Raw genomic sequence first — 17,125 nt, 5'->3', positions numbered from 1 at the left:
CCGTCTGACTATATGACTACAAGCCCACTGTGCGAGCAGTGGGCTTTGTTTTACGAGGTTCATGGGCCTGATTCCCGCGATCCGGGAGCAGGTTCACCTGAAAATCTTAAAACCGTCACCAGCGGTTCGCTGGCAGTTGCCTGTGCCGAAGTGGCCAAGACCACAAGACCGGGCCGGGGGCATCCCCTCCAGTGAAATGCGTATCAGGTTTTTAGGAGCGCTGTAATGCCTGAGATCTATCACTTCTTCCAACAGCTGGTTAATGGCCTGACCATTGGCAGCACCTATGCCTTGATAGCCATTGGCTACACAATGGTTTACGGCATCATTGGAATGATCAACTTCGCCCATGGCGAGGTGTACATGATCGGTTCCTACGTGGCCTTCATCGCCCTTGCCGGGCTGGCCATGATGGGTATCGATTCACTGCCGATATTGATGACCGTCGCCTTCGTCGCCACGATCTTCGTTACCAGTGCCTATGGCTACAGTATCGAACGGGTCGCCTACCGTCCGTTGCGTAACAGCAACCGGTTGATCCCGCTGATTTCTGCCATCGGTATGTCGATTTTCCTGCAAAACACCGTATTGCTATCCCAGGACTCCAAGGACAAGTCCATCCCCAACCTGATCCCTGGGAGTATCTCCTTCGGCCCGGGCGGCGCAGAGGAAGTGCTGATCTCCTACATGCAGATCCTGGTTTTCGTTGTCACCCTGGTGGCCATGACCGGTTTGACCCTGTTCATCTCCCGTTCGCGTCTGGGCCGGGCCTGCCGGGCCTGTGCCGAAGACATCAAGATGGCCAACCTGCTTGGCATCAACACCAACAACATCATCGCCCTGACCTTCGTCATCGGTGCCGCCCTGGCGGCCGTGGCGGCCGTGCTGCTGAGCATGCAGTACGGGGTGATCAACCCCAACGCCGGTTTCCTGGTGGGCCTGAAGGCCTTTACCGCGGCGGTATTGGGCGGCATCGGCAGCATTCCGGGCGCCATGCTCGGCGGGCTGGTGCTGGGGGTGGCTGAAGCCTTTGGCGCCGATATCTTCGGTGACCAATACAAGGACGTCGTGGCATTCGGCCTATTGGTTCTGGTGCTGTTGTTCCGTCCGACCGGCATTCTCGGCCGTCCGGAGGTTGAAAAAGTATGAACAAAAATCTTAAACAGGCGTTTTTCAGCGCCTTGCTGGTCTGGGCGGTCGCCTTCCCGGTGCTTGGCCTGAAGCTCAGCATCGACGGCATCAACCTGATTGTTCACAGCCAGGGGCCTTTCACCCTCACGGTCATCGCCGTGTGTTCGGTGCTGATGTTCTTGCGCGTGCTGTTCGACAAGCAGTGGAGCGCGGCAACCAGCCGCCGTTCGGGCCGTAAGTTGACCTCGCCGGCCATGAGCAACTTCCTGACCCTGCCCAAGACCCAGCGCTGGATAATCATCGGTCTGATCATGGTTGCGCTGGTGTGGCCGTTCTTCGGCTCGCGCGGCGCAGTCGACATTGCCACCCTGATTCTGATCTACGTGTTGCTGGGCCTTGGCCTGAACATCGTGGTCGGTCTGGCTGGCCTGCTTGACCTGGGTTATGTCGGCTTCTATGCCGTCGGCGCCTACAGCTACGCCCTGCTGTCACACTACTACGGCCTGAGCTTCTGGATCTGCCTGCCGATCGCCGGCCTGATGGCGGCGACCTTCGGCTTCCTGCTCGGCTTCCCGGTACTGCGACTGCGCGGTGACTACCTGGCCATCGTGACCCTGGGTTTCGGTGAAATCATCCGCCTGTTCCTGCGTAACCTCACCGGCCTTACCGGTGGCCCCAACGGGATCAGCAACATCGAGAAACCGACCTTCTTCGGCCTGACCTTCGAACGCAAGGCCGCTGAGGGCATGCAGACCTTCCACGAGTTTTTCGGCCTGCAGTACAACTCGATCAACAAGGTGATCTTCCTCTACCTGGTGGCACTGCTGCTGGCGTTGCTGGCGCTGTTCGTGATCAACCGGCTGTTGCGCATGCCGATCGGTCGCGCCTGGGAAGCCCTGCGTGAAGACGAGATTGCCTGCCGCGCACTGGGCCTGAACCCGACCATCATCAAGCTCTCGGCATTCACCCTGGGCGCATGCTTTGCCGGTTTCGCCGGCAGCTTCTTCGCCGCTCGCCAAGGCCTGGTGACACCGGAGTCGTTCACCTTCATCGAATCGGCCATCATCCTCGCCATCGTCGTGCTCGGCGGCATGGGCTCGCAACTGGGCGTGATCCTCGCGGCCATCGTGATGATCCTGCTGCCTGAGCTGATGCGTGAATTCAGCGAATACCGCATGTTGATGTTCGGTGCGCTGATGGTGTTGATGATGATCTGGCGTCCGCAAGGCCTGCTGCCTATGCAACGTCCACATATGGAGCTGCGTCGATGAGCCGCGAAATTCTGCAAGTCAGCGGCCTGAGCATGCGCTTCGGCGGCTTGTTGGCGGTCAACGGCGTGGCCCTGACCGTCAAGGAAAAACAGGTGGTGGCGTTGATCGGCCCGAACGGTGCCGGCAAGACCACGGTGTTCAACTGCCTGACCGGTTTCTACAAGCCGAGCGCCGGCAGCATCCTGCTCGACGGCCAGCCGATCCAGGGCCTGGCCGGCCACGAGATCGCCCGCAAGGGCGTGGTACGGACCTTCCAGAATGTGCGTCTGTTCAAAGAGATGACCGCCCTGGAGAACCTGCTGATCGCCCAGCACCGGCACCTGAACACCAACTTCTTTGCCGGCCTGCTGAAGACCCCGGGCTTTCGCCGCAGCGAGCGCGAAGCCATGGACTTCGCGCAGTTCTGGCTGGACAAGGTCAACCTCACCGAGTTCGCCAACCGTACCGCCGGCACCCTGGCCTACGGCCAGCAACGGCGCCTGGAAATCGCCCGCTGCATGATGACCCGCCCGCGGATCCTGATGCTCGACGAACCAGCGGCAGGCCTCAACCCGAAAGAGACCGAGGACCTCAAGGCGCTGATCGGCGTGCTGCGTGAAGAGCACAACGTCACCGTGCTGCTGATCGAGCACGACATGAAGCTGGTCATGAGCATCTCCGACCACATCGTGGTGATCAACCAGGGCACGCCCCTGGCCGACGGTACGCCGGAACAGATCCGCGACAACCCTGAAGTGATCAAAGCCTACCTGGGGGAAGCGTAAATGCTGCAATTCGAAAACGTTTCCACCTTCTACGGCAAGATCCAGGCACTGCACAGCGTCAACGTCGAGATCCGCCAGGGCGAGATCGTCACCCTGATCGGTGCCAACGGCGCCGGCAAATCGACCCTGCTGATGACCCTCTGCGGCTCGCCGCAGGCGCACAGCGGCAGCATCCGCTACCTGGGTGAAGAGCTGGTCGGCCAGCCGTCCTCGCACATCATGCGCAAGAGCATCGCCGTGGTGCCTGAGGGCCGACGCGTGTTCGCCCGCCTGACCGTGGAGGAAAACCTGGCCATGGGCGGTTTCTTCACTAACAAGGGCGACTACCAGGAGCAGATGGACAAGGTCCTGCAACTGTTCCCGCGCCTGAAGGAGCGCTTCAGCCAGCGCGGCGGCACCATGTCCGGCGGCGAGCAGCAAATGCTCGCCATCGGCCGGGCGCTGATGAGCAAGCCCAAGCTGTTGCTGCTCGACGAGCCATCGCTGGGCCTGGCACCGATCATCATCCAGCAGATCTTCGACATCATCGAGCAACTGCGCCGCGACGGTGTGACGGTGTTCCTGGTCGAACAGAACGCCAACCAGGCGCTGAAAGTCGCTGACCGTGCCTATGTGCTGGAAAACGGCCGGGTGGTGATGGAAGGTACTGGTGAAGCGCTGCTGACCGATCCGAAAGTCCGCGACGCCTACCTGGGCGGTTGAGGGCAGACGCTATATGCCACAAATGAAAAAAGGCCTTCGGGCCTTTTTTCTTGCCCGCTGTAACACCTCCACGGCAAGGGACTCTAGTGCTGCAGGTGAGCCAGAACCACTGGCTCTTACCTCCTCTTATTACTGGAGCCTCATCATGAACAAGACCCTCAGTGCCGCCGCCCTCATCCTCTCCCTGGGCTCGAGCCTGGCCTTCCTGCCTGCTGTGCACGCGGCTGACGACATGAAAATGAGCAAGGAAGCCAGCATGGACAAGGACATGAAAATGGACAAGAAAATGGCCGATGACAAGAAAATGGACATGGACATGAGCAAGGACAAGAAGATGGAAAACGACAAAATGATGAAAAACGAAATGACCGACGACAAGATGTAACGCCTACAGGGTCCGCAATGCCTGGCTGCTGCGCCTGAACCAGGCCATGAGGTAATCGGCCAGCACCTGGACCCGCTGGGGCATCCCGCCCTGATAAGGGTGCACCAGGAACAACGGCACGCTGCGCGTCTCATACTCGCGCAGCAGCCACTGCAAACGGCCGTCAGCCAGCTCTGCATGCAACATGTAGGACGGCAATCGAGCGACCCCGGCGCCCAGCAGTGCCGCCTTTTTCAGCAAGCTGTAATGATTGCTGGCAAAGCTGCCCGCCACCTGTACCCGCAACAGTTCGTGCTGCTGGTGATACAACCACTCTTCGCGGCCGCTGTAATGGCTGTTGAGCAGGCAGCGATGGCTGCTCAACTCGCTCGGCACTGACGGTTCGCCATGGCGCTGCAAGTAGGCCGGGCTGGCACAGGTCAGTTCTTGCATGGCCAGAACCGGACGAGCGACCAGGCGGGCGTCGTCCTGGACTTCGGTGCGAATCGCCAGGTCGAATCCATCGCCCAACAAGTCGCGGTAGCCGTTGTTCAGCTCAAGCTCCACTTGCAGGTCGGGGTAGCGAGTGGCGAACTCCAGCAGCAATCCTTCAAAAAACGTCTCGCCCAACGACACCGGCACAGTGATCCGCACCGGTCCCGCCAGCTCATCCTTGAGCATTGCCAGGGTTTGCCGCGCCCCTTCCATCTGCCGCACCAGTGCCTGCGCCTGGGGCAGCAACATGGCCCCGGCAGCGGTCAGGCTCAGCCGCCGTGTGGTGCGGTGCAGCAACTTTACCGAATGGCTGGCTTCAAGGGCGCTGATGCGCTTGGACAACTGCCCCTTGCTCCAGCCCAGTTGTTGCGCGGCCAAGGTAAAGCTGCCGGCATCCATCAGCACGGCAAAGGCCGCCAGGTCATCGAGGTCGCTCATGGATTGTTTCCACATGAAAACCAAAGGTTGCCTATTAGCACGCTTATCTGCAGAAAAATCCACCCTAGACTTGAGCCTTGTCTTCTCAACCCAGGAGGAAAGGCTCAATGAAAATCCTGTTGATCGGCGCCAGCGGTACCATCGGTTCGGCGGTTGCCAAAGAGCTGGAGCAACGTCATGAAGTGCTGCGCATCGGCCGCAGCAGCGGCGACTACCAGGTGGACATCAGCGGCAGCGCCTCGATTCGCCGCCTGTTCGAGCAAACCGGCCGCTTCGACGCCCTGGTCTGCGCCGCCGGCAACGTCACTTTCGCGGCCCTTGAAGAAATGAGCGCGGAGCACTTCGCCCTGGGCCTGAACGACAAGCTCATGGGCCAGGTCAACCTGCTGCTGATCGGCCGTGAGTTCATTAATGACGGCGGCTCGTTCACTTTTACCAGCGGTATCCTCAACCGCGACCCGATTCGCTCCGGCGCCTCGGCCGCGTTGGTCAACGGTGCCCTCGATGCCTTCGTCAAGGCCGCCGCCATCGAATTGCCGCGGGGGCTGCGGGTCAACTCCATCAGCCCCAACGTACTGGTCGAGGCCATGCCGGCCTATGCGCCGTATTTCCGCGGCTTCAAACCGGTGCCAGCCGCCGACGTGGCACTGGCCTATGCCAAAAGCGTCGAAGGCTTGCAGACCGGCCAGACCTACCAGGTTGGCTAAGGCCTTGTGATCGGCGACCAGCCTGCGTAACGTGGCGGCACCTTTTGCTCGAGATGCTGGAGTTTGCTTGATGCGTGCCGCCCCTTCGCTGTTGCTTGTCGCCTTGTTGCCGCTGTTTGCCGGCTGCCAGATGCTGGCTGAAAAACCGCAAGCCGCCTCTACCGCAGGCCAGACCCGGATGCAGGGCGAACTGACTGCCCAGGGCGGACAACTGCTGTTCAAGCCCTGCGAAGAAACCCGTCGCTTTGCGGTCAATGACAGCGGCAATACCGGCCTGCTGCAGGAAGCCTCCGCACTGGCGGCAACCCCCGGCACCCTGTTCGCCGACGTACGCGGTACCTTGTCGGCCAGCCAGAAGGCTGGCAACGACGGCCAGTTGAATGTGCAGCGCCTGTATCGCGTCGAACACTCCAGCAGCGCCTGCAGCGACCCCAACTTCAAGCGCCTGACCCTGCGCGCCAGCGGCCATGAGCCGGACTGGAACCTCAAGGCCGGCGGCAAGGGCATGGTCCTCGAGCGCCTCGGCAAGCCATCGCTGGCCGTGCCCTACCTGGAAGAACAACTGCCCGACGGTCGCTTCAGTCTGAGTACCGAAGCCAACGGCCAGAAAGTCGAACTCTGGGTCGCCCCGCAACGCTGCGTCGACAGCGCCACCGGCAGCGTCCAACACCTGAGCGCCGAGCTGCGGGTGGACGGCCAGACCCTGCGTGGCTGCGCCTTCTACGGCGGCTCGCGCAACGACTGATCATCGGCGCCTGCGTTTAACCTGCCTGCAAAGGCGGCGAACAGCTTATACTTGGCGATTTGTGTAAAGCCGCCGGCCGTTCATGGCCGGGATACTGGACCCTGCCATGTTACGAATCACCGAACTGAAGCTGCCGCTGGATCATCCTGATGAAGCCCTGCGCGAGGCCATCGTGCAACGCCTTGGGATCAGCGACGAGCAACTGCTGGACTTCACCCTGTTCAAGCGCAGCTACGATGCGCGCAAGAAGAACAGCGAGCTGCTGTTCATCTACACCATCGACCTGCAGGTGAGCAACGAAGCCGAACTGCTGCAAAAGTTCGCCGACGATCACAACGTCAATATCGCCCCGGATGTCAGCTACAAAGTGGTTGGCCAAGCCCCTGCCGACCTGCAGGAGCGTCCCATTGTGGTCGGCTTCGGCCCGTGCGGGATTTTCGCCGGCCTGCTGCTGGCGCAGATGGGCTTCAAGCCGATCATCCTCGAGCGCGGCAAGGAAGTTCGCCAGCGCACCAAGGACACCTGGGGCCTGTGGCGTAAAAGCGTGCTCAACCCTGAGTCGAACGTGCAGTTCGGCGAAGGCGGCGCCGGGACCTTCTCCGACGGCAAGCTCTACAGCCAGATCAAGGACCCGCAGCACCACGGCCGCAAGGTTTTGCACGAATTCGTCAAAGCCGGTGCGCCGGACGAGATCCTCTTCGTCAGCAAGCCGCACATCGGCACCTTCCGCCTGACCGGCATGGTCGAGAACATGCGTCACGAGATCCAGGCGCTGGGTGGCGAAGTGCGCTTCGAGCAGAAGGTCACCGACCTGCTGATGGACGACGGCCAGCTCAATGGCGTGGTCCTCGAAAGTGGCGAACAGCTGCACTCGCGTCACGTGGTCCTGGCCCTGGGCCACAGTGCCCGTGACACCTTCCGCATGCTGCACGCCCGTGGCGTGTTCATGGAAGCCAAGCCGTTCTCCATCGGCTTTCGGATCGAGCACCCGCAGTCGCTGATCGACCAGGCGCGCCTGGGCAAGTATACCGGCCACCCGAAACTCGGTGCCGCCGACTACAAACTGGTGTACCACGCCAAGAACGGCCGTTCGGTCTACAGCTTCTGCATGTGCCCGGGCGGCACCGTGGTTGCCGCCACCAGCGAGCCGGGCCGGGTGGTCACCAACGGCATGAGCCAGTACTCGCGTAACGAGCGCAACGCCAACTCCGGTATTGTCGTCGGCATTACCCCCGAGCAGGACTACCCAGGCGGCCCGCTGGCCGGTATCGAGCTACAAGAAAAACTCGAAGCCCACGCCTACGTACTGGGTGGCAGCAACTACCAGGCGCCTGCGCAGCTGGTCGGTGACTTCGTCGCCGGGCGGCCGTCCACTGCCATCGGCAGTGTCGAGCCATCCTACAAACCGGGCGTAAACCTGGGCGACCTGGCCCCGAGCCTGCCGGATTTTGCCATCGAAGCCATTCGCGAAGCATTGCCGGCCTTTGACCGGCAGATCAAGGGCTACAACCTGCCAGACGCAGTGTTGACCGGGATCGAAACCCGTACCTCATCGCCGCTGCGCATCACCCGTGATGCCAGCATGCAGAGCCTGAACCTCAAGGGCCTGTTCCCGGCGGGTGAAGGTGCTGGTTATGCCGGCGGGATCCTGTCGGCGGGTGTCGACGGGATTCGCATTGCGGAAGCGGTGGCGCGCAGCATGCTCGGCCTGCAGGACTGATTCATACCGCAGCAAAGCAATCGCCGGCAACGCCGGCTCCCACAAGGACCTGATTTGTGGGAGCTGGCGAGCAGCCCTGCCTTCATACCCCCTCGCGCAACACCGACTCCGGCAACGCTTCACCGCGCTCGACACACGCCGTCACCGCCGCAATCATCCCCTCAAGCTGATACCCCTGCCCGCTCAACCAGTCCTGATCATAGTACGTAGTGGCGTAGCGATCGCCGCCGTCACAGAGGATCGCCACTATCGACCCGGCCTCCCCCGCCGCGCGCATTTGCTGCGCCGCCGCCAGGGCGCCGATCAGGTTGGTACCGCTGGAACCGCCAACACGCCGCCCCAGGCGCTGCGCCAGGTAGTGCATGGCCGCCAGTGACAGGGCGTCCGGCACCTTGACCATGGCGTCGATCACCTGTGGCAGAAACGACGCCTCGACCCGCGGCCGGCCGATGCCTTCGATGCGCGAACCGCAGTCCAGGCGCAGGGAACGGTCACCGGTCTTGTAGCAGTCAAAAAACACCGAGCGCTCGGCATCGGCGCACAACACCCGGGTGGCGTGCTGGCGGTAACGTACGTAGCGGCCGAGGGTGGCGGTGGTGCCGCCCGTGCCCGGACTGGAAATCAGCCAGCTCGGCTCGGGGAATTGCTCGAAGCGCATCTGGGCGAAGATCGACTCGGCGATGTTGTTGTTCGCCCGCCAATCAGTAGCGCGCTCGGCATAGGTGAACTGGTCCATGAAGTGTCCGCCACTTTCCCGAGCCAGGCGCTCGGATTCGGCGTAGATCTGCGTCGGATCCTGCACCAGGTGGCTCTGGCCACCGTAGAAGGCAATCTGGGCGATCTTTTCCTGCGAAGTGTTGGCCGGAACCACGGCAATGAAGGGCAGCCCGAGCAAACGCGCGAAATAGGCCTCGGAGATCGCCGTCGAGCCGCTGGACGCCTCGATCACCGGTGCGCCCGGGCGCAACCAGCCATTACACAAAGCATAGAGAAACAACGACCTCGCCAGCCGGTGCTTGAGGCTGCCGGTAGGGTGGCTCGACTCATCCTTGAAATACAGCTCGACCGCAGGAAAGCCAGGCAGCGGCAGCGGGATCAGGTGGGTATCGGCGCTGCGCTGGAAGTCCGCCTCGATAATGCGGATGGCTTCACGGGCCCACTGGCGGTGATCGGTCATGGTCGATTCTCGGGCAAAAAGTTCGAAGTTCTACAGAACATGTTAGGAAAATTCTGATAATTGCTACAGATACAGCCACGGTGAATTATTGAATGCAACTGCTAGGCTGCATGGCGTCAGTTGGTTACAGCTTATAACAAAAAAGAATATAGTTTTTGTTTTAAAGAATATCACCTCAGGGTAGGGTGTGCCCCTATCAGAACCTTCAGGATGGAGAGCGCCCTTGCCCCTGCGTAGCACTTTCACACGTTTCTTTCAGTTGGAAGCTGCCAGCGGTCTATTACTGATTGCTGCAGCTGCCCTGGCCTTGATCATCAACAACTCGCCCTTGTCGTACCTGTACAACGGCCTGCTGGATGTTCCCGTAGTCGCCCAGATTGGCGCGCTGAAAATCGCCAAGCCCCTGTTGTTGTGGATCAACGACGGGCTGATGGCCCTGTTCTTCCTGCTAGTCGGCCTTGAGGTCAAGCGCGAGGTGGTCGACGGTCATCTGTCCAAGCCCTCGCAAATCGTCCTCCCCGGCGCAGCCGCTATTGGCGGCATGGTGGTACCGGCGCTGATCTACTGGTTCCTCAACAAGGACAACCCGGCCGCCGTGGCTGGCTGGGCGATCCCCATGGCCACCGACATCGCCTTCGCCCTCGGCGTGCTGGCCTTGCTGGGCAAGCGCGTCCCGGTTTCACTCAAGCTGTTCCTGATGACCCTGGCGATCATCGACGACCTGGGTGCGATCATCGTCATTGCCCTGTTCTATTCCGGCACCCTGTCGAGCCTGTCCCTGGGCCTGGCGGCGGCTTGCCTGGTGGTGCTTATCGCGATGAACCGCATGGGCGTGGTCAAGCTTGGCCCGTACATGGTGGTCGGCCTGATTCTCTGGGTCTGCGTGCTCAAGAGCGGCGTGCACGCCACCCTGGCCGGGGTAACCCTGGCGCTGTGCATTCCGCTGCGCACTAAAAATGCCGAGCCGTCGCCGCTGCTGAGCCTGGAGCATGCCCTGCACCCCTGGGTCGCCTACGGCATCCTGCCGTTGTTCGCCTTCGCCAACGCCGGCGTGTCGCTGGCGGGTGTCAGCCTTGAAAGCTTCACTCATCACGTACCGATGGGCATTGCCGTGGGCCTGCTGCTGGGCAAGACCCTCGGAGTGTTCGGCTTTGCCTGGGTGATGATCAAGGCCGGCATGGCTGCCCTGCCGGCGGGTGCCAACTGGGGCCAGGTGCTGGGCGTGGCAATTCTCTGCGGCATCGGCTTCACCATGAGCCTGTTCGTCGGCTCCCTGGCCTTCGTACCGGGTAGCAGCGAATACGCCGGCATGGACCGCATGGGCATTCTCACCGGCTCCATTCTGGCCGCGCTGATCGGCTATGGCATCACCGCGCTGTCGAGTCGCAAGCCCGTCACGGCCTGAGTCTCAAGGCAATAAAAAACCCCGACCGGCTTTGCCGAGTCGGGGTTTTTAATGGGTGATACAAAACTCAGTGAGTAACGCGGCTGGTACCGTCGACGGTCATGATCCGCACACGCTCGCCGACGCGGAAAATCTCGTTCTGCTGCACAGCCTGCACATAAGCGCGCATGCTGCCGTCGTCTTCGCGCACGGTGATTTCCACGCCCTGGGTGCGGGTCAGGCCTTCTTCGGCCGCGGAACCTGCCAGGCCACCGGCCACGGCGCCGATCACGGCGGCAACGATACTGCCGCGACCACCACCCACCGCACTACCGGCGACGCCGCCGACGATGGCACCGGCACCGCCGCCGATCGGGGTTTTGGTCCCTTCGATTTTTACCGGGCGCAGGGACTCGATGGTGCCCATGCGCACGGTCTGCACACGGCGCGCTTCATCACGGGAGTACGAATCGCCGGTCAGGCTCGAGGCACAACCACCAAGCAGCAGCGACATTGTGGTGAAGCTTGCCACCAGCAGAACAGATTTACGCATTGGATGATCTCCGTAAGACAGATGCTCATTAGACTCCGCGCATTGACGACTGTCACGACAGATGCGGGGTAAAATTGCTTCCATTCAGCTTCCGTACAGCCTGTTGCTATCGGGGCAGCCTGTAGAAACTTCTAGCGCAAGGATAGACATGGATTACTTCATCGTCGTCATAACCACCGTGGCAGGCCTGTACTTCCACTGGTGGATCTACGTTCGCATCAAGCGCTGGATGGACCGCGACCTGGCCTTGTCGCTGGCAGGCCAGGACGAAGGCAAGAAAGCCTTCATGCTACAACGTCTGGACAGCGCCAAGGCGCAAAAGGTCAAACGCAGTGAACTGGCGGCCTGGCTGGAACGCGAGGCCGCCGGTTACCCGGCCGATTAAGGCGCGAGGCGCTCACGCAGCCAGTTGCCTTGCTGCAAGCGATAGTTGAGGCGGTCGTGCAGGCGGCTGGCGCGGCCCTGCCAGAACTCGATACGCTCGGGCAGCAGGCGATAACCACCCCAGTGCTCCGGGCAGTGTGGCTGAGTGTCGCTGAAGCGCTGCTCGGTGGCCTTGACCAGGCCCTCGAGTTCGGCGCGGTCGGCGATCACCCGGCTCTGCGGTGAAGCCCAGGCGCCCAGGCGGCTGCCCAGCGGACGCACCTGGTAATACTCGTCCGATTCCTGCGGGGTGACCTTGACCACTTTGCCTTCGATACGCACCTGACGCTCCAGCGCCGGCCAGAAGAAGGTCATGGCTGCGAAGGGGTTGGCCAGCAGTTGCTGACCCTTGGCGCTGTCGTAGTTGGTAAAGAAGGTGAAGCCCTGATCGTCCAGGCCCTTGAGCAGAACGATCCGGCAATGCGGTCGGCCTTCGGTATCCACCGTCGCCAGGGTCATGGCGTTGGCTTCCACCGGCGGCTGCTCGGTGTTCAGGGCATCATCGAACCATTGACGAAACAACGCGAACGGCTGCTCCGGAGCCTGGGCTTCGGTCAGCCCATCGCGGGTGTAATCGCGGCGCATATCGGCCAGGGACTGGGTCATTACTGCGTTCCTTGACGATCAGTTGGTCTTCGCAGGGCTGGTGTTGGCAGCAACTTTTTTCGCAGCTGGCGCCGCAGCCTTTTTCGCTGCTGGCTTGGCGGCAGGCTTCTTGGCAGCGGCCTTGGCCGGCGCAGCTTTCTTGGCCACAGTGGCTTTTTTCGCTGGCGCCTTGGCCGCAGGCTTGGCAGCCGGTTTCGCTGCTGCCTTGGCTGGAGCCTTGGCGTCCTGTACAGCAACCAGTTCGGCCGGGCTCGGGGTTGGCTGCTTGTACTTGGCGAGCAAGGCGACCATGGTGTTCTGCGGCGTCAGCACCAGTTCGACGCGGCGGTTCAGGGAGCGGCCTTCAATGCTGTCGTTGGCCGCACGCGGCATTTCCGAGCCCATGCCACGCAGCATCAGGCGATCGCGCTCCAGGCCGCTGAGGCGGAAGATCGCCGCCACGGAACCGGCGCGCTCCTGACTGAGTTTGGTGTTGGCGGCGGCCACACCGCTGGTGTCGGCATGACCCAGAACCAGCACGGCAGTTTGCTTGTCGGACTCGACAACCTTGGCTACGCGGGTGATCGGCCCGAGGGTGACCGGCAGGAGCATCGCTGGGCGATCCGGATTGTAGGAGCTGTCGACCGGCACGGTCACGACCAGCACGTCTTCACGGCGCTCGACTTCGAACTTGCTGTCCTTGATGGCCTCGCGCAGCTTCGGCTCGTAGCTGTCCAGCCAGGCCTGAGTGGCCTTGTGGTCGATTTTCGGTACGGCAGCGGTCTTGCTCTTGTCGTCGTCACCAAACGGCCACCACCAGCGGCTGGCGTTTTCCGACTTGACGTCGGCCTTGGCGACTTTTTCAGTCACAACTTCCTTAACTTCCTTGTCGACGACCTGGTCCGAGCCAAACGGCCACCAGTTGAAGCCAGCCTCTGCGGCCCCGTCTTTCTGAGGATGCTGCGCGCAGCCGGTCATGGCCAGGCACAGGGCGAGAGCTAAGGATTTATGCGAAGACATCAGCGATACACCATGAAAATGAAAGAAATTTGGCCCAGCAATGCAGGGCTTTGAATTCAGAATAGCCAAAGGGTTCAGGCCTCACCGGGGTTAACCGATCAAAGGCAGCTGGCCAATACCCGCACCAGCTTCTGCGCCCGGGGGTCCATGAGCACATAGGGGCCCAGGGTATTGGTAACAAAGCCAAAGGAAACATCATGTTCCGGATCGGCAAAGCCCACCGAGCCGCCCGCCCCCGGATGGCCGAAGGCGCGCGCGCCCAGACCAAAGGTAGCGTTGGCAACACTTGGCTGGTCGAGCATGCAGCCCAGGCCAAAACGGGTCGGGGTCAGCAAAGTCTTGTCCTGGCCCAGGCTGTGCTCACGGGTCAGCTCATCGAGCAGTTCCGACTCCAGCAGGCTGCCATCAAGCAGGCCGGCATAAAAACCGGCAAGACTGCGGGCGTTACCGTGGCCATTGGCGGCCGGTTGCTGCATGCGTCGCCACTCGGGCTTGTTGACGCTGGTAAGCATCCCTGGCGGGTTGGTAAAGGCCCGGGTCGACAGGGCTTGCGGCTCGCGCATAGTGACCTTGAGCAGGCGCTGGGCCGCCTCGTCACCCATGTTGCCTTTGCTGCGGGCGATATGCGCAACACGGGGGAAGTCCTCTTCACCCAGGCCGATATGAAAGTCCAGGCCCAGCGGCCTTGCGGTACGGGCGACGATCGATTCGCCAGGCTCGCGGCCATCGGCGCGGCGGATCAACTCGCCGACCAGCCAGCCAAAGGTGATGGCGGCGTAGCCGTGGGCGGTACCCGGGGTCCACCACGGCGACTCGCCAGCCAGTGCCTGGACCATGGCTTGCCAGTCGTAGAGGGCTTCGGCCGGCATCAACTCACGCAGGGCCGGCACACCGGCGCGATGGCTGAGCAACTGACGCAAGGTGATCGATTGCTTGTCGGCCTGGGCGAACTCCGGCCAGTAGCGTGCCACCGGCGCATCCAGGGCCAGCTTGCCCTCGCCGACCAGTTGCAGGGCCGTCACAGCGGTGAACATCTTGGTGCAGGAGAACAGGTTGGCGATGGTGTCGCTGTGCCAGGCCTCGGCGCCGTCTTTATCGGCGCTACCGGCCCAGAGGTCGATGACGGTTTCGCCACCGACCTGGATGCACAGCGCCGCGCCACGCTCCTGAGGATCGTCGAACAGCGCCGCAAAGGCTTCACGTACCGCTTCAAACTTAAGCTCGTAATGACCCTGAATCTGCACCCAGCAACTCCCGTGAACCGGCTTCTCAAATGGCTGTGCATTGTTTCAGTCTGCGCACGATTTGGGAACAGACAGAAGCCGGGCGGTGCATGCCCGGCAGCAGGTGTCAGGGCGTCTTCGGCGCTTTTTCCGGGGTCACCAGAGTTTTACCGAACTGTTCCTGGGTTTGCAGATTGCTCTTGCGCACGCCGTCGACAAAGCCCTGGAACGGTACATCGGTAATGCCGACCAGGCCAAAATGGCCGTTCTCGCCATCGAGCAGGCGCCCGCTGGCGGGCTGATCGAGGTACTGGAACCAGTGCACGCCGACAATCGACGGCTCCTCCAGCGCGGCCTTGACGAAGCTGGCGTAGGCCGGTGCCCTGCCCTCTTCCTTGGCCACTTCCATCGGCCCCGGCCAGAACGGGCCACGGTCACGGGAGCCGAACTGGAACTCGGAAACCAGCACCGGCTTGTCCAGCGCCTTGAGCTGGTTGAAGTCGTAGCCGTCCTGCGGTTTGGGCGTGTAGAAGTTGAAGCTGATGACGTCGCAGTATTCGGCACAGGCGCCGACCGCTTCCGGGGTGCTCACGGCATAGCGGCCGCCAAGCAGCAGGTGGTTGGGCGCATGCCATTTCAGCGAGTCGGAAATGGTCTTGAAATAAGTTTCGGCGAAGACCTTCTGGAAGTACTTGAAGTCGGCCTCGATTTCCGGGTGCTCGGGGCTTGGCAGCGGCGGTTCGAACCCTGGGTCTTCCATTAGTTCCCAGGCTGGCAGCTCGATGCCCCAGGCCTTGGACAGGCCGGCCTGGTTGCGGTACTTGTCGCGCAGTTGCTTGAGGAAGGCACGCTTGGCCGGCACGTCGGTGGTCAGGCGCAAGGTACCGTAGGCCAGGGCATAACGGGCCTTGGGGTCGTCACCGGGGGCGGCCCAGGCCAGTTCGTTGTCGGCAAAGTAACCGATCAGCCAGGGGTCGTCGCGATGGTCGCGGGCGGCAATCGCCACCGCGCGCTCGGTGGCCATGGCAAAGCGCGGGTCGAACGGGTCGGGCATGCCGCCCCACCAGTCCATGCCGGTACTGATGCTGGTGTAGTCACCGACAATCGACAGCGGCAAGGTGTAAGGCATGCGGTTGGCCTGGCCGAGCGTCGGCTCGCTCCAGTTGCCCAGGGTATTGAAGCCCCAGGCTTGCAGGCGGTCGAGGGTATGCCCCTGCCAGCGCTGTTTGTCCAGGCTCGCTGGCGGGCATTCCACCGCCGGGGCTTTGTCGCTGGCCGCCACCGGCGTGCACGGGGCTCCATGGCTGCGCTCGATGTTGGCGGCATAGAAGTCGAACCAGCGCCCCTGGTTGAAGTTGCGACCACGGGCGGAGCCATTGCCGTCGTTGTTGTTGCCTTCACCGTAGAACTGCGCCAGCGCTTCGCCAGTTTGAGGCAGCGCACTGAACATGCTTTCGCGTCCGGCCACATAGGTGCGGCCACCGTCGGCTGCCACGGTATTGACGCCCAGGGAGTAGAACGGATGGCCTTCGGGGGTCACCAGGTACCAGCGACCCTCGCGTTTTTCCGTGCGGAAGAAACCCTTGGCCTCGAACGCCGGGCCCTCGGTGATACCGCCGAACCTGTCCAGCTTGAGTTTGCTGCGTTCGCCCAGCCAGCCTTTGAGCTGCTGCTGTTCGCGGCTGGCGGCGGCCTTGAGCTGGTCATCGCTGACGACCTTTTCCGGCCAGCGGCCGCGGGTGGACTGGCCATAGCCGTCGATCAGGCCGGTGTACACGGCCTTTTGCACTTGCTCGTCATCCTGGGTACCGACACGCTCGATGAGGATGCTCTGGGCGACATTGGGCTTGTTCATCGACAAGGTCACCGAGACCACCTGCTTGAGATCGACCTCGCCGGCACTGCTGGTCAGCAATACCCGCTGGCCCTCATGCACCCACGGCATTGGCGGCCCGGCACGCATGCCCTGGCTCAACGGCGAGCTGGCCTTGAGCGGCACGTAGACGGTTTGCGCCGGGCCCGCCGGCAGGTCGATGCGGCTGGTGAGGGTCTTGCCATCACTGCTTTGCACCGTGACATCGACGGTCAGCGCCCAGTCCATGGCGCTTTGCAGACGCAAGGTCAGGGCCGTGGCGCTGGACCAGTCCCAGGCCCCGGCCTGCGGGGTCAGGCGCAGCTTGGGCTGTTGCACCGGGTTGAACACCACCCGGCGCAACACCTCGCCCTCGGCCGTCTGCTCTGCGTTGTACTGCGGCAGGCTGGCATCTTCGGTCACCACATTGACCACGGCGGCCGGGCGAACGAAGCTGAACAGCGTCTGTTGCCCGGCCAGCAGCGGCGTGCTGAACAACAGTGCGAATACGGCAGGCAAGGTGCGGCGAATCATAGGGCTGGAGCTCTCCTTGAGGGCCCATGGGGCCTTG

17 protein-coding genes are annotated in these 17,125 nt (G+C 62.2%); 10 read left to right on the top strand and 7 right to left on the bottom strand.

Annotation, left to right across the window (positions count from 1 at the left end):
* Positions 1-225: 225 nt before the first annotated feature.
* The 5 genes from livH to ABIE20_RS22355 all read left to right on the top strand — a co-directional run bounded on the left by livH (position 226) and on the right by ABIE20_RS22355 (position 4,253).
* Positions 226-1,149, top strand: a complete 924-nt coding sequence (gene livH, locus ABIE20_RS22375; protein WP_028943524.1) for a high-affinity branched-chain amino acid ABC transporter permease LivH — start codon at positions 226-228, stop codon at positions 1,147-1,149.
* The gene (locus ABIE20_RS22370; protein WP_429507390.1) at positions 1,146-2,402 is read left to right on the top strand and encodes a high-affinity branched-chain amino acid ABC transporter permease LivM; all 1,257 of its coding nucleotides are present in this window, start codon (positions 1,146-1,148) and stop codon (positions 2,400-2,402) included. The genes livH and ABIE20_RS22370 overlap by 4 nt, the downstream gene beginning before the upstream one ends.
* Positions 2,399-3,166 (top strand): high-affinity branched-chain amino acid ABC transporter ATP-binding protein LivG, encoded by a 768-nt coding sequence (gene livG, locus ABIE20_RS22365; protein ID WP_429507388.1) that lies wholly within the window; start codon positions 2,399-2,401, stop codon positions 3,164-3,166. The genes ABIE20_RS22370 and livG overlap by 4 nt, the downstream gene beginning before the upstream one ends.
* Complete coding sequence (locus tag ABIE20_RS22360; RefSeq protein WP_429507386.1) at positions 3,167-3,868, top strand: ABC transporter ATP-binding protein; 702 nt, start codon at positions 3,167-3,169, stop codon at positions 3,866-3,868. It abuts the gene before it with no gap.
* 145 nt (positions 3,869-4,013) lie between these two features.
* On the top strand, positions 4,014-4,253 hold the full coding sequence (locus ABIE20_RS22355; protein WP_429507384.1) for a hypothetical protein: 240 nt from the start codon (positions 4,014-4,016) through the stop codon (positions 4,251-4,253).
* Positions 4,254-4,256: 3 nt separating this feature from the next.
* Here the strand turns inward: ABIE20_RS22355 and ABIE20_RS22350 are convergent, their stop codons facing one another.
* Positions 4,257-5,165 carry a LysR family transcriptional regulator gene (locus ABIE20_RS22350; protein ID WP_429507382.1) on the bottom strand — a complete coding sequence of 303 codons (909 nt, stop codon included), beginning with the start codon at positions 5,163-5,165 and terminating at the stop codon, positions 4,257-4,259.
* A 107-nt stretch (positions 5,166-5,272) separates the two neighbouring features.
* On the opposite strand from ABIE20_RS22350, the gene ABIE20_RS22345 reads away from it, so the two are divergent.
* The 3 genes from ABIE20_RS22345 (at position 5,273) to ABIE20_RS22335 (ending at position 8,337) form a co-directional block, all read left to right on the top strand.
* On the top strand, positions 5,273-5,872 hold the full coding sequence (locus ABIE20_RS22345; RefSeq protein ID WP_429507381.1) for a short chain dehydrogenase: 600 nt from the start codon (positions 5,273-5,275) through the stop codon (positions 5,870-5,872).
* 70 nt (positions 5,873-5,942) lie between these two features.
* The gene (locus tag ABIE20_RS22340) at positions 5,943-6,617 is read left to right on the top strand and encodes a COG3650 family protein (protein WP_429507380.1); all 675 of its coding nucleotides are present in this window, start codon (positions 5,943-5,945) and stop codon (positions 6,615-6,617) included.
* Between the two features lie 106 nt (positions 6,618-6,723).
* A complete protein-coding gene (locus tag ABIE20_RS22335; protein ID WP_429507378.1) occupies positions 6,724-8,337 on the top strand; it encodes an NAD(P)/FAD-dependent oxidoreductase in 1,614 nt (537 codons plus the stop codon).
* 82 nt (positions 8,338-8,419) lie between these two features.
* On the opposite strand, the gene ABIE20_RS22330 is transcribed toward ABIE20_RS22335, so the two are convergent.
* Positions 8,420-9,514, bottom strand: coding sequence for a PLP-dependent cysteine synthase family protein (locus ABIE20_RS22330; RefSeq protein WP_429507377.1), 1,095 nt, complete (start codon positions 9,512-9,514; stop codon positions 8,420-8,422).
* A gap of 223 nt (positions 9,515-9,737) precedes the next feature.
* On the opposite strand from ABIE20_RS22330, the gene nhaA reads away from it, so the two are divergent.
* The gene (gene nhaA, locus ABIE20_RS22325; RefSeq protein ID WP_429507376.1) at positions 9,738-10,919 is read left to right on the top strand and encodes a Na+/H+ antiporter NhaA; all 1,182 of its coding nucleotides are present in this window, start codon (positions 9,738-9,740) and stop codon (positions 10,917-10,919) included.
* 67 nt (positions 10,920-10,986) lie between these two features.
* On the opposite strand, the gene ABIE20_RS22320 is transcribed toward nhaA, so the two are convergent.
* Positions 10,987-11,451: a glycine zipper 2TM domain-containing protein gene (locus tag ABIE20_RS22320; RefSeq protein ID WP_010221079.1), complete on the bottom strand. Its 465-nt coding sequence runs from the start codon at positions 11,449-11,451 to the stop codon at positions 10,987-10,989.
* 148 nt (positions 11,452-11,599) lie between these two features.
* Here ABIE20_RS22320 and ABIE20_RS22315 point away from each other — a divergent pair, with 148 nt between their 5' ends.
* Positions 11,600-11,836 carry a hypothetical protein gene (locus ABIE20_RS22315; protein ID WP_045197806.1) on the top strand — a complete coding sequence of 79 codons (237 nt, stop codon included), beginning with the start codon at positions 11,600-11,602 and terminating at the stop codon, positions 11,834-11,836.
* On the opposite strand, the gene pdxH is transcribed toward ABIE20_RS22315, so the two are convergent.
* From pdxH to ABIE20_RS22295, 4 genes are all read right to left on the bottom strand, one after another.
* A complete protein-coding gene (pdxH, locus tag ABIE20_RS22310) occupies positions 11,833-12,480 on the bottom strand; it encodes a pyridoxamine 5'-phosphate oxidase (RefSeq protein ID WP_429507374.1) in 648 nt (215 codons plus the stop codon). The genes ABIE20_RS22315 and pdxH overlap by 4 nt on opposite strands.
* 18 nt (positions 12,481-12,498) lie before the next feature.
* Positions 12,499-13,479: an OmpA family protein gene (locus ABIE20_RS22305; RefSeq protein WP_429507372.1), complete on the bottom strand. Its 981-nt coding sequence runs from the start codon at positions 13,477-13,479 to the stop codon at positions 12,499-12,501.
* Positions 13,480-13,577: 98 nt separating this feature from the next.
* Entirely contained in the window at positions 13,578-14,723 is a 1,146-nt protein-coding gene (locus ABIE20_RS22300) for a serine hydrolase domain-containing protein (RefSeq protein WP_429507370.1), read from the bottom strand.
* Positions 14,724-14,829: 106 nt separating this feature from the next.
* Complete coding sequence (locus ABIE20_RS22295) at positions 14,830-17,088, bottom strand: beta-agarase (protein ID WP_429507369.1); 2,259 nt, start codon at positions 17,086-17,088, stop codon at positions 14,830-14,832.
* Positions 17,089-17,125: the final 37 nt, after the last annotated feature.

Source organism: Pseudomonas sp. 2835, from assembly GCF_050435905.1.
Lineage (GTDB): Bacteria > Pseudomonadota > Gammaproteobacteria > Pseudomonadales > Pseudomonadaceae > Aquipseudomonas.
The sequence above is the reverse complement of the archived record's forward strand: the minus strand, read 5'-3'. Positions and strand labels throughout refer to the sequence as shown.

Excerpts from the sequence above, each read along its gene's own strand:
- livH (WP_028943524.1), top strand. The coding sequence starts at position 226 with ATGCCTGAGATCTATCACTTCTTCCAACAGCTGGTTAATGGCCTGACC.
- ABIE20_RS22370 (WP_429507390.1), top strand. The coding sequence starts at position 1,146 with ATGAACAAAAATCTTAAACAGGCGTTTTTCAGCGCCTTGCTGGTCTGG.
- livG (WP_429507388.1), top strand. The coding sequence starts at position 2,399 with ATGAGCCGCGAAATTCTGCAAGTCAGCGGCCTGAGCATGCGCTTCGGC.
- ABIE20_RS22360 (WP_429507386.1), top strand. The coding sequence starts at position 3,167 with ATGCTGCAATTCGAAAACGTTTCCACCTTCTACGGCAAGATCCAGGCA.
- ABIE20_RS22355 (WP_429507384.1), top strand. The coding sequence starts at position 4,014 with ATGAACAAGACCCTCAGTGCCGCCGCCCTCATCCTCTCCCTGGGCTCG.
- ABIE20_RS22350 (WP_429507382.1), bottom strand. The coding sequence starts at position 5,165 with ATGAGCGACCTCGATGACCTGGCGGCCTTTGCCGTGCTGATGGATGCC.
- ABIE20_RS22345 (WP_429507381.1), top strand. The coding sequence starts at position 5,273 with ATGAAAATCCTGTTGATCGGCGCCAGCGGTACCATCGGTTCGGCGGTT.
- ABIE20_RS22340 (WP_429507380.1), top strand. The coding sequence starts at position 5,943 with ATGCGTGCCGCCCCTTCGCTGTTGCTTGTCGCCTTGTTGCCGCTGTTT.
- ABIE20_RS22335 (WP_429507378.1), top strand. The coding sequence starts at position 6,724 with ATGTTACGAATCACCGAACTGAAGCTGCCGCTGGATCATCCTGATGAA.
- ABIE20_RS22330 (WP_429507377.1), bottom strand. The coding sequence starts at position 9,514 with ATGACCGATCACCGCCAGTGGGCCCGTGAAGCCATCCGCATTATCGAG.
- ABIE20_RS22320 (WP_010221079.1), bottom strand. The coding sequence starts at position 11,451 with ATGCGTAAATCTGTTCTGCTGGTGGCAAGCTTCACCACAATGTCGCTG.
- ABIE20_RS22315 (WP_045197806.1), top strand. The coding sequence starts at position 11,600 with ATGGATTACTTCATCGTCGTCATAACCACCGTGGCAGGCCTGTACTTC.
- pdxH (WP_429507374.1), bottom strand. The coding sequence starts at position 12,480 with ATGACCCAGTCCCTGGCCGATATGCGCCGCGATTACACCCGCGATGGG.
- ABIE20_RS22305 (WP_429507372.1), bottom strand. The coding sequence starts at position 13,479 with ATGTCTTCGCATAAATCCTTAGCTCTCGCCCTGTGCCTGGCCATGACC.
- ABIE20_RS22295 (WP_429507369.1), bottom strand. The coding sequence starts at position 17,088 with ATGATTCGCCGCACCTTGCCTGCCGTATTCGCACTGTTGTTCAGCACG.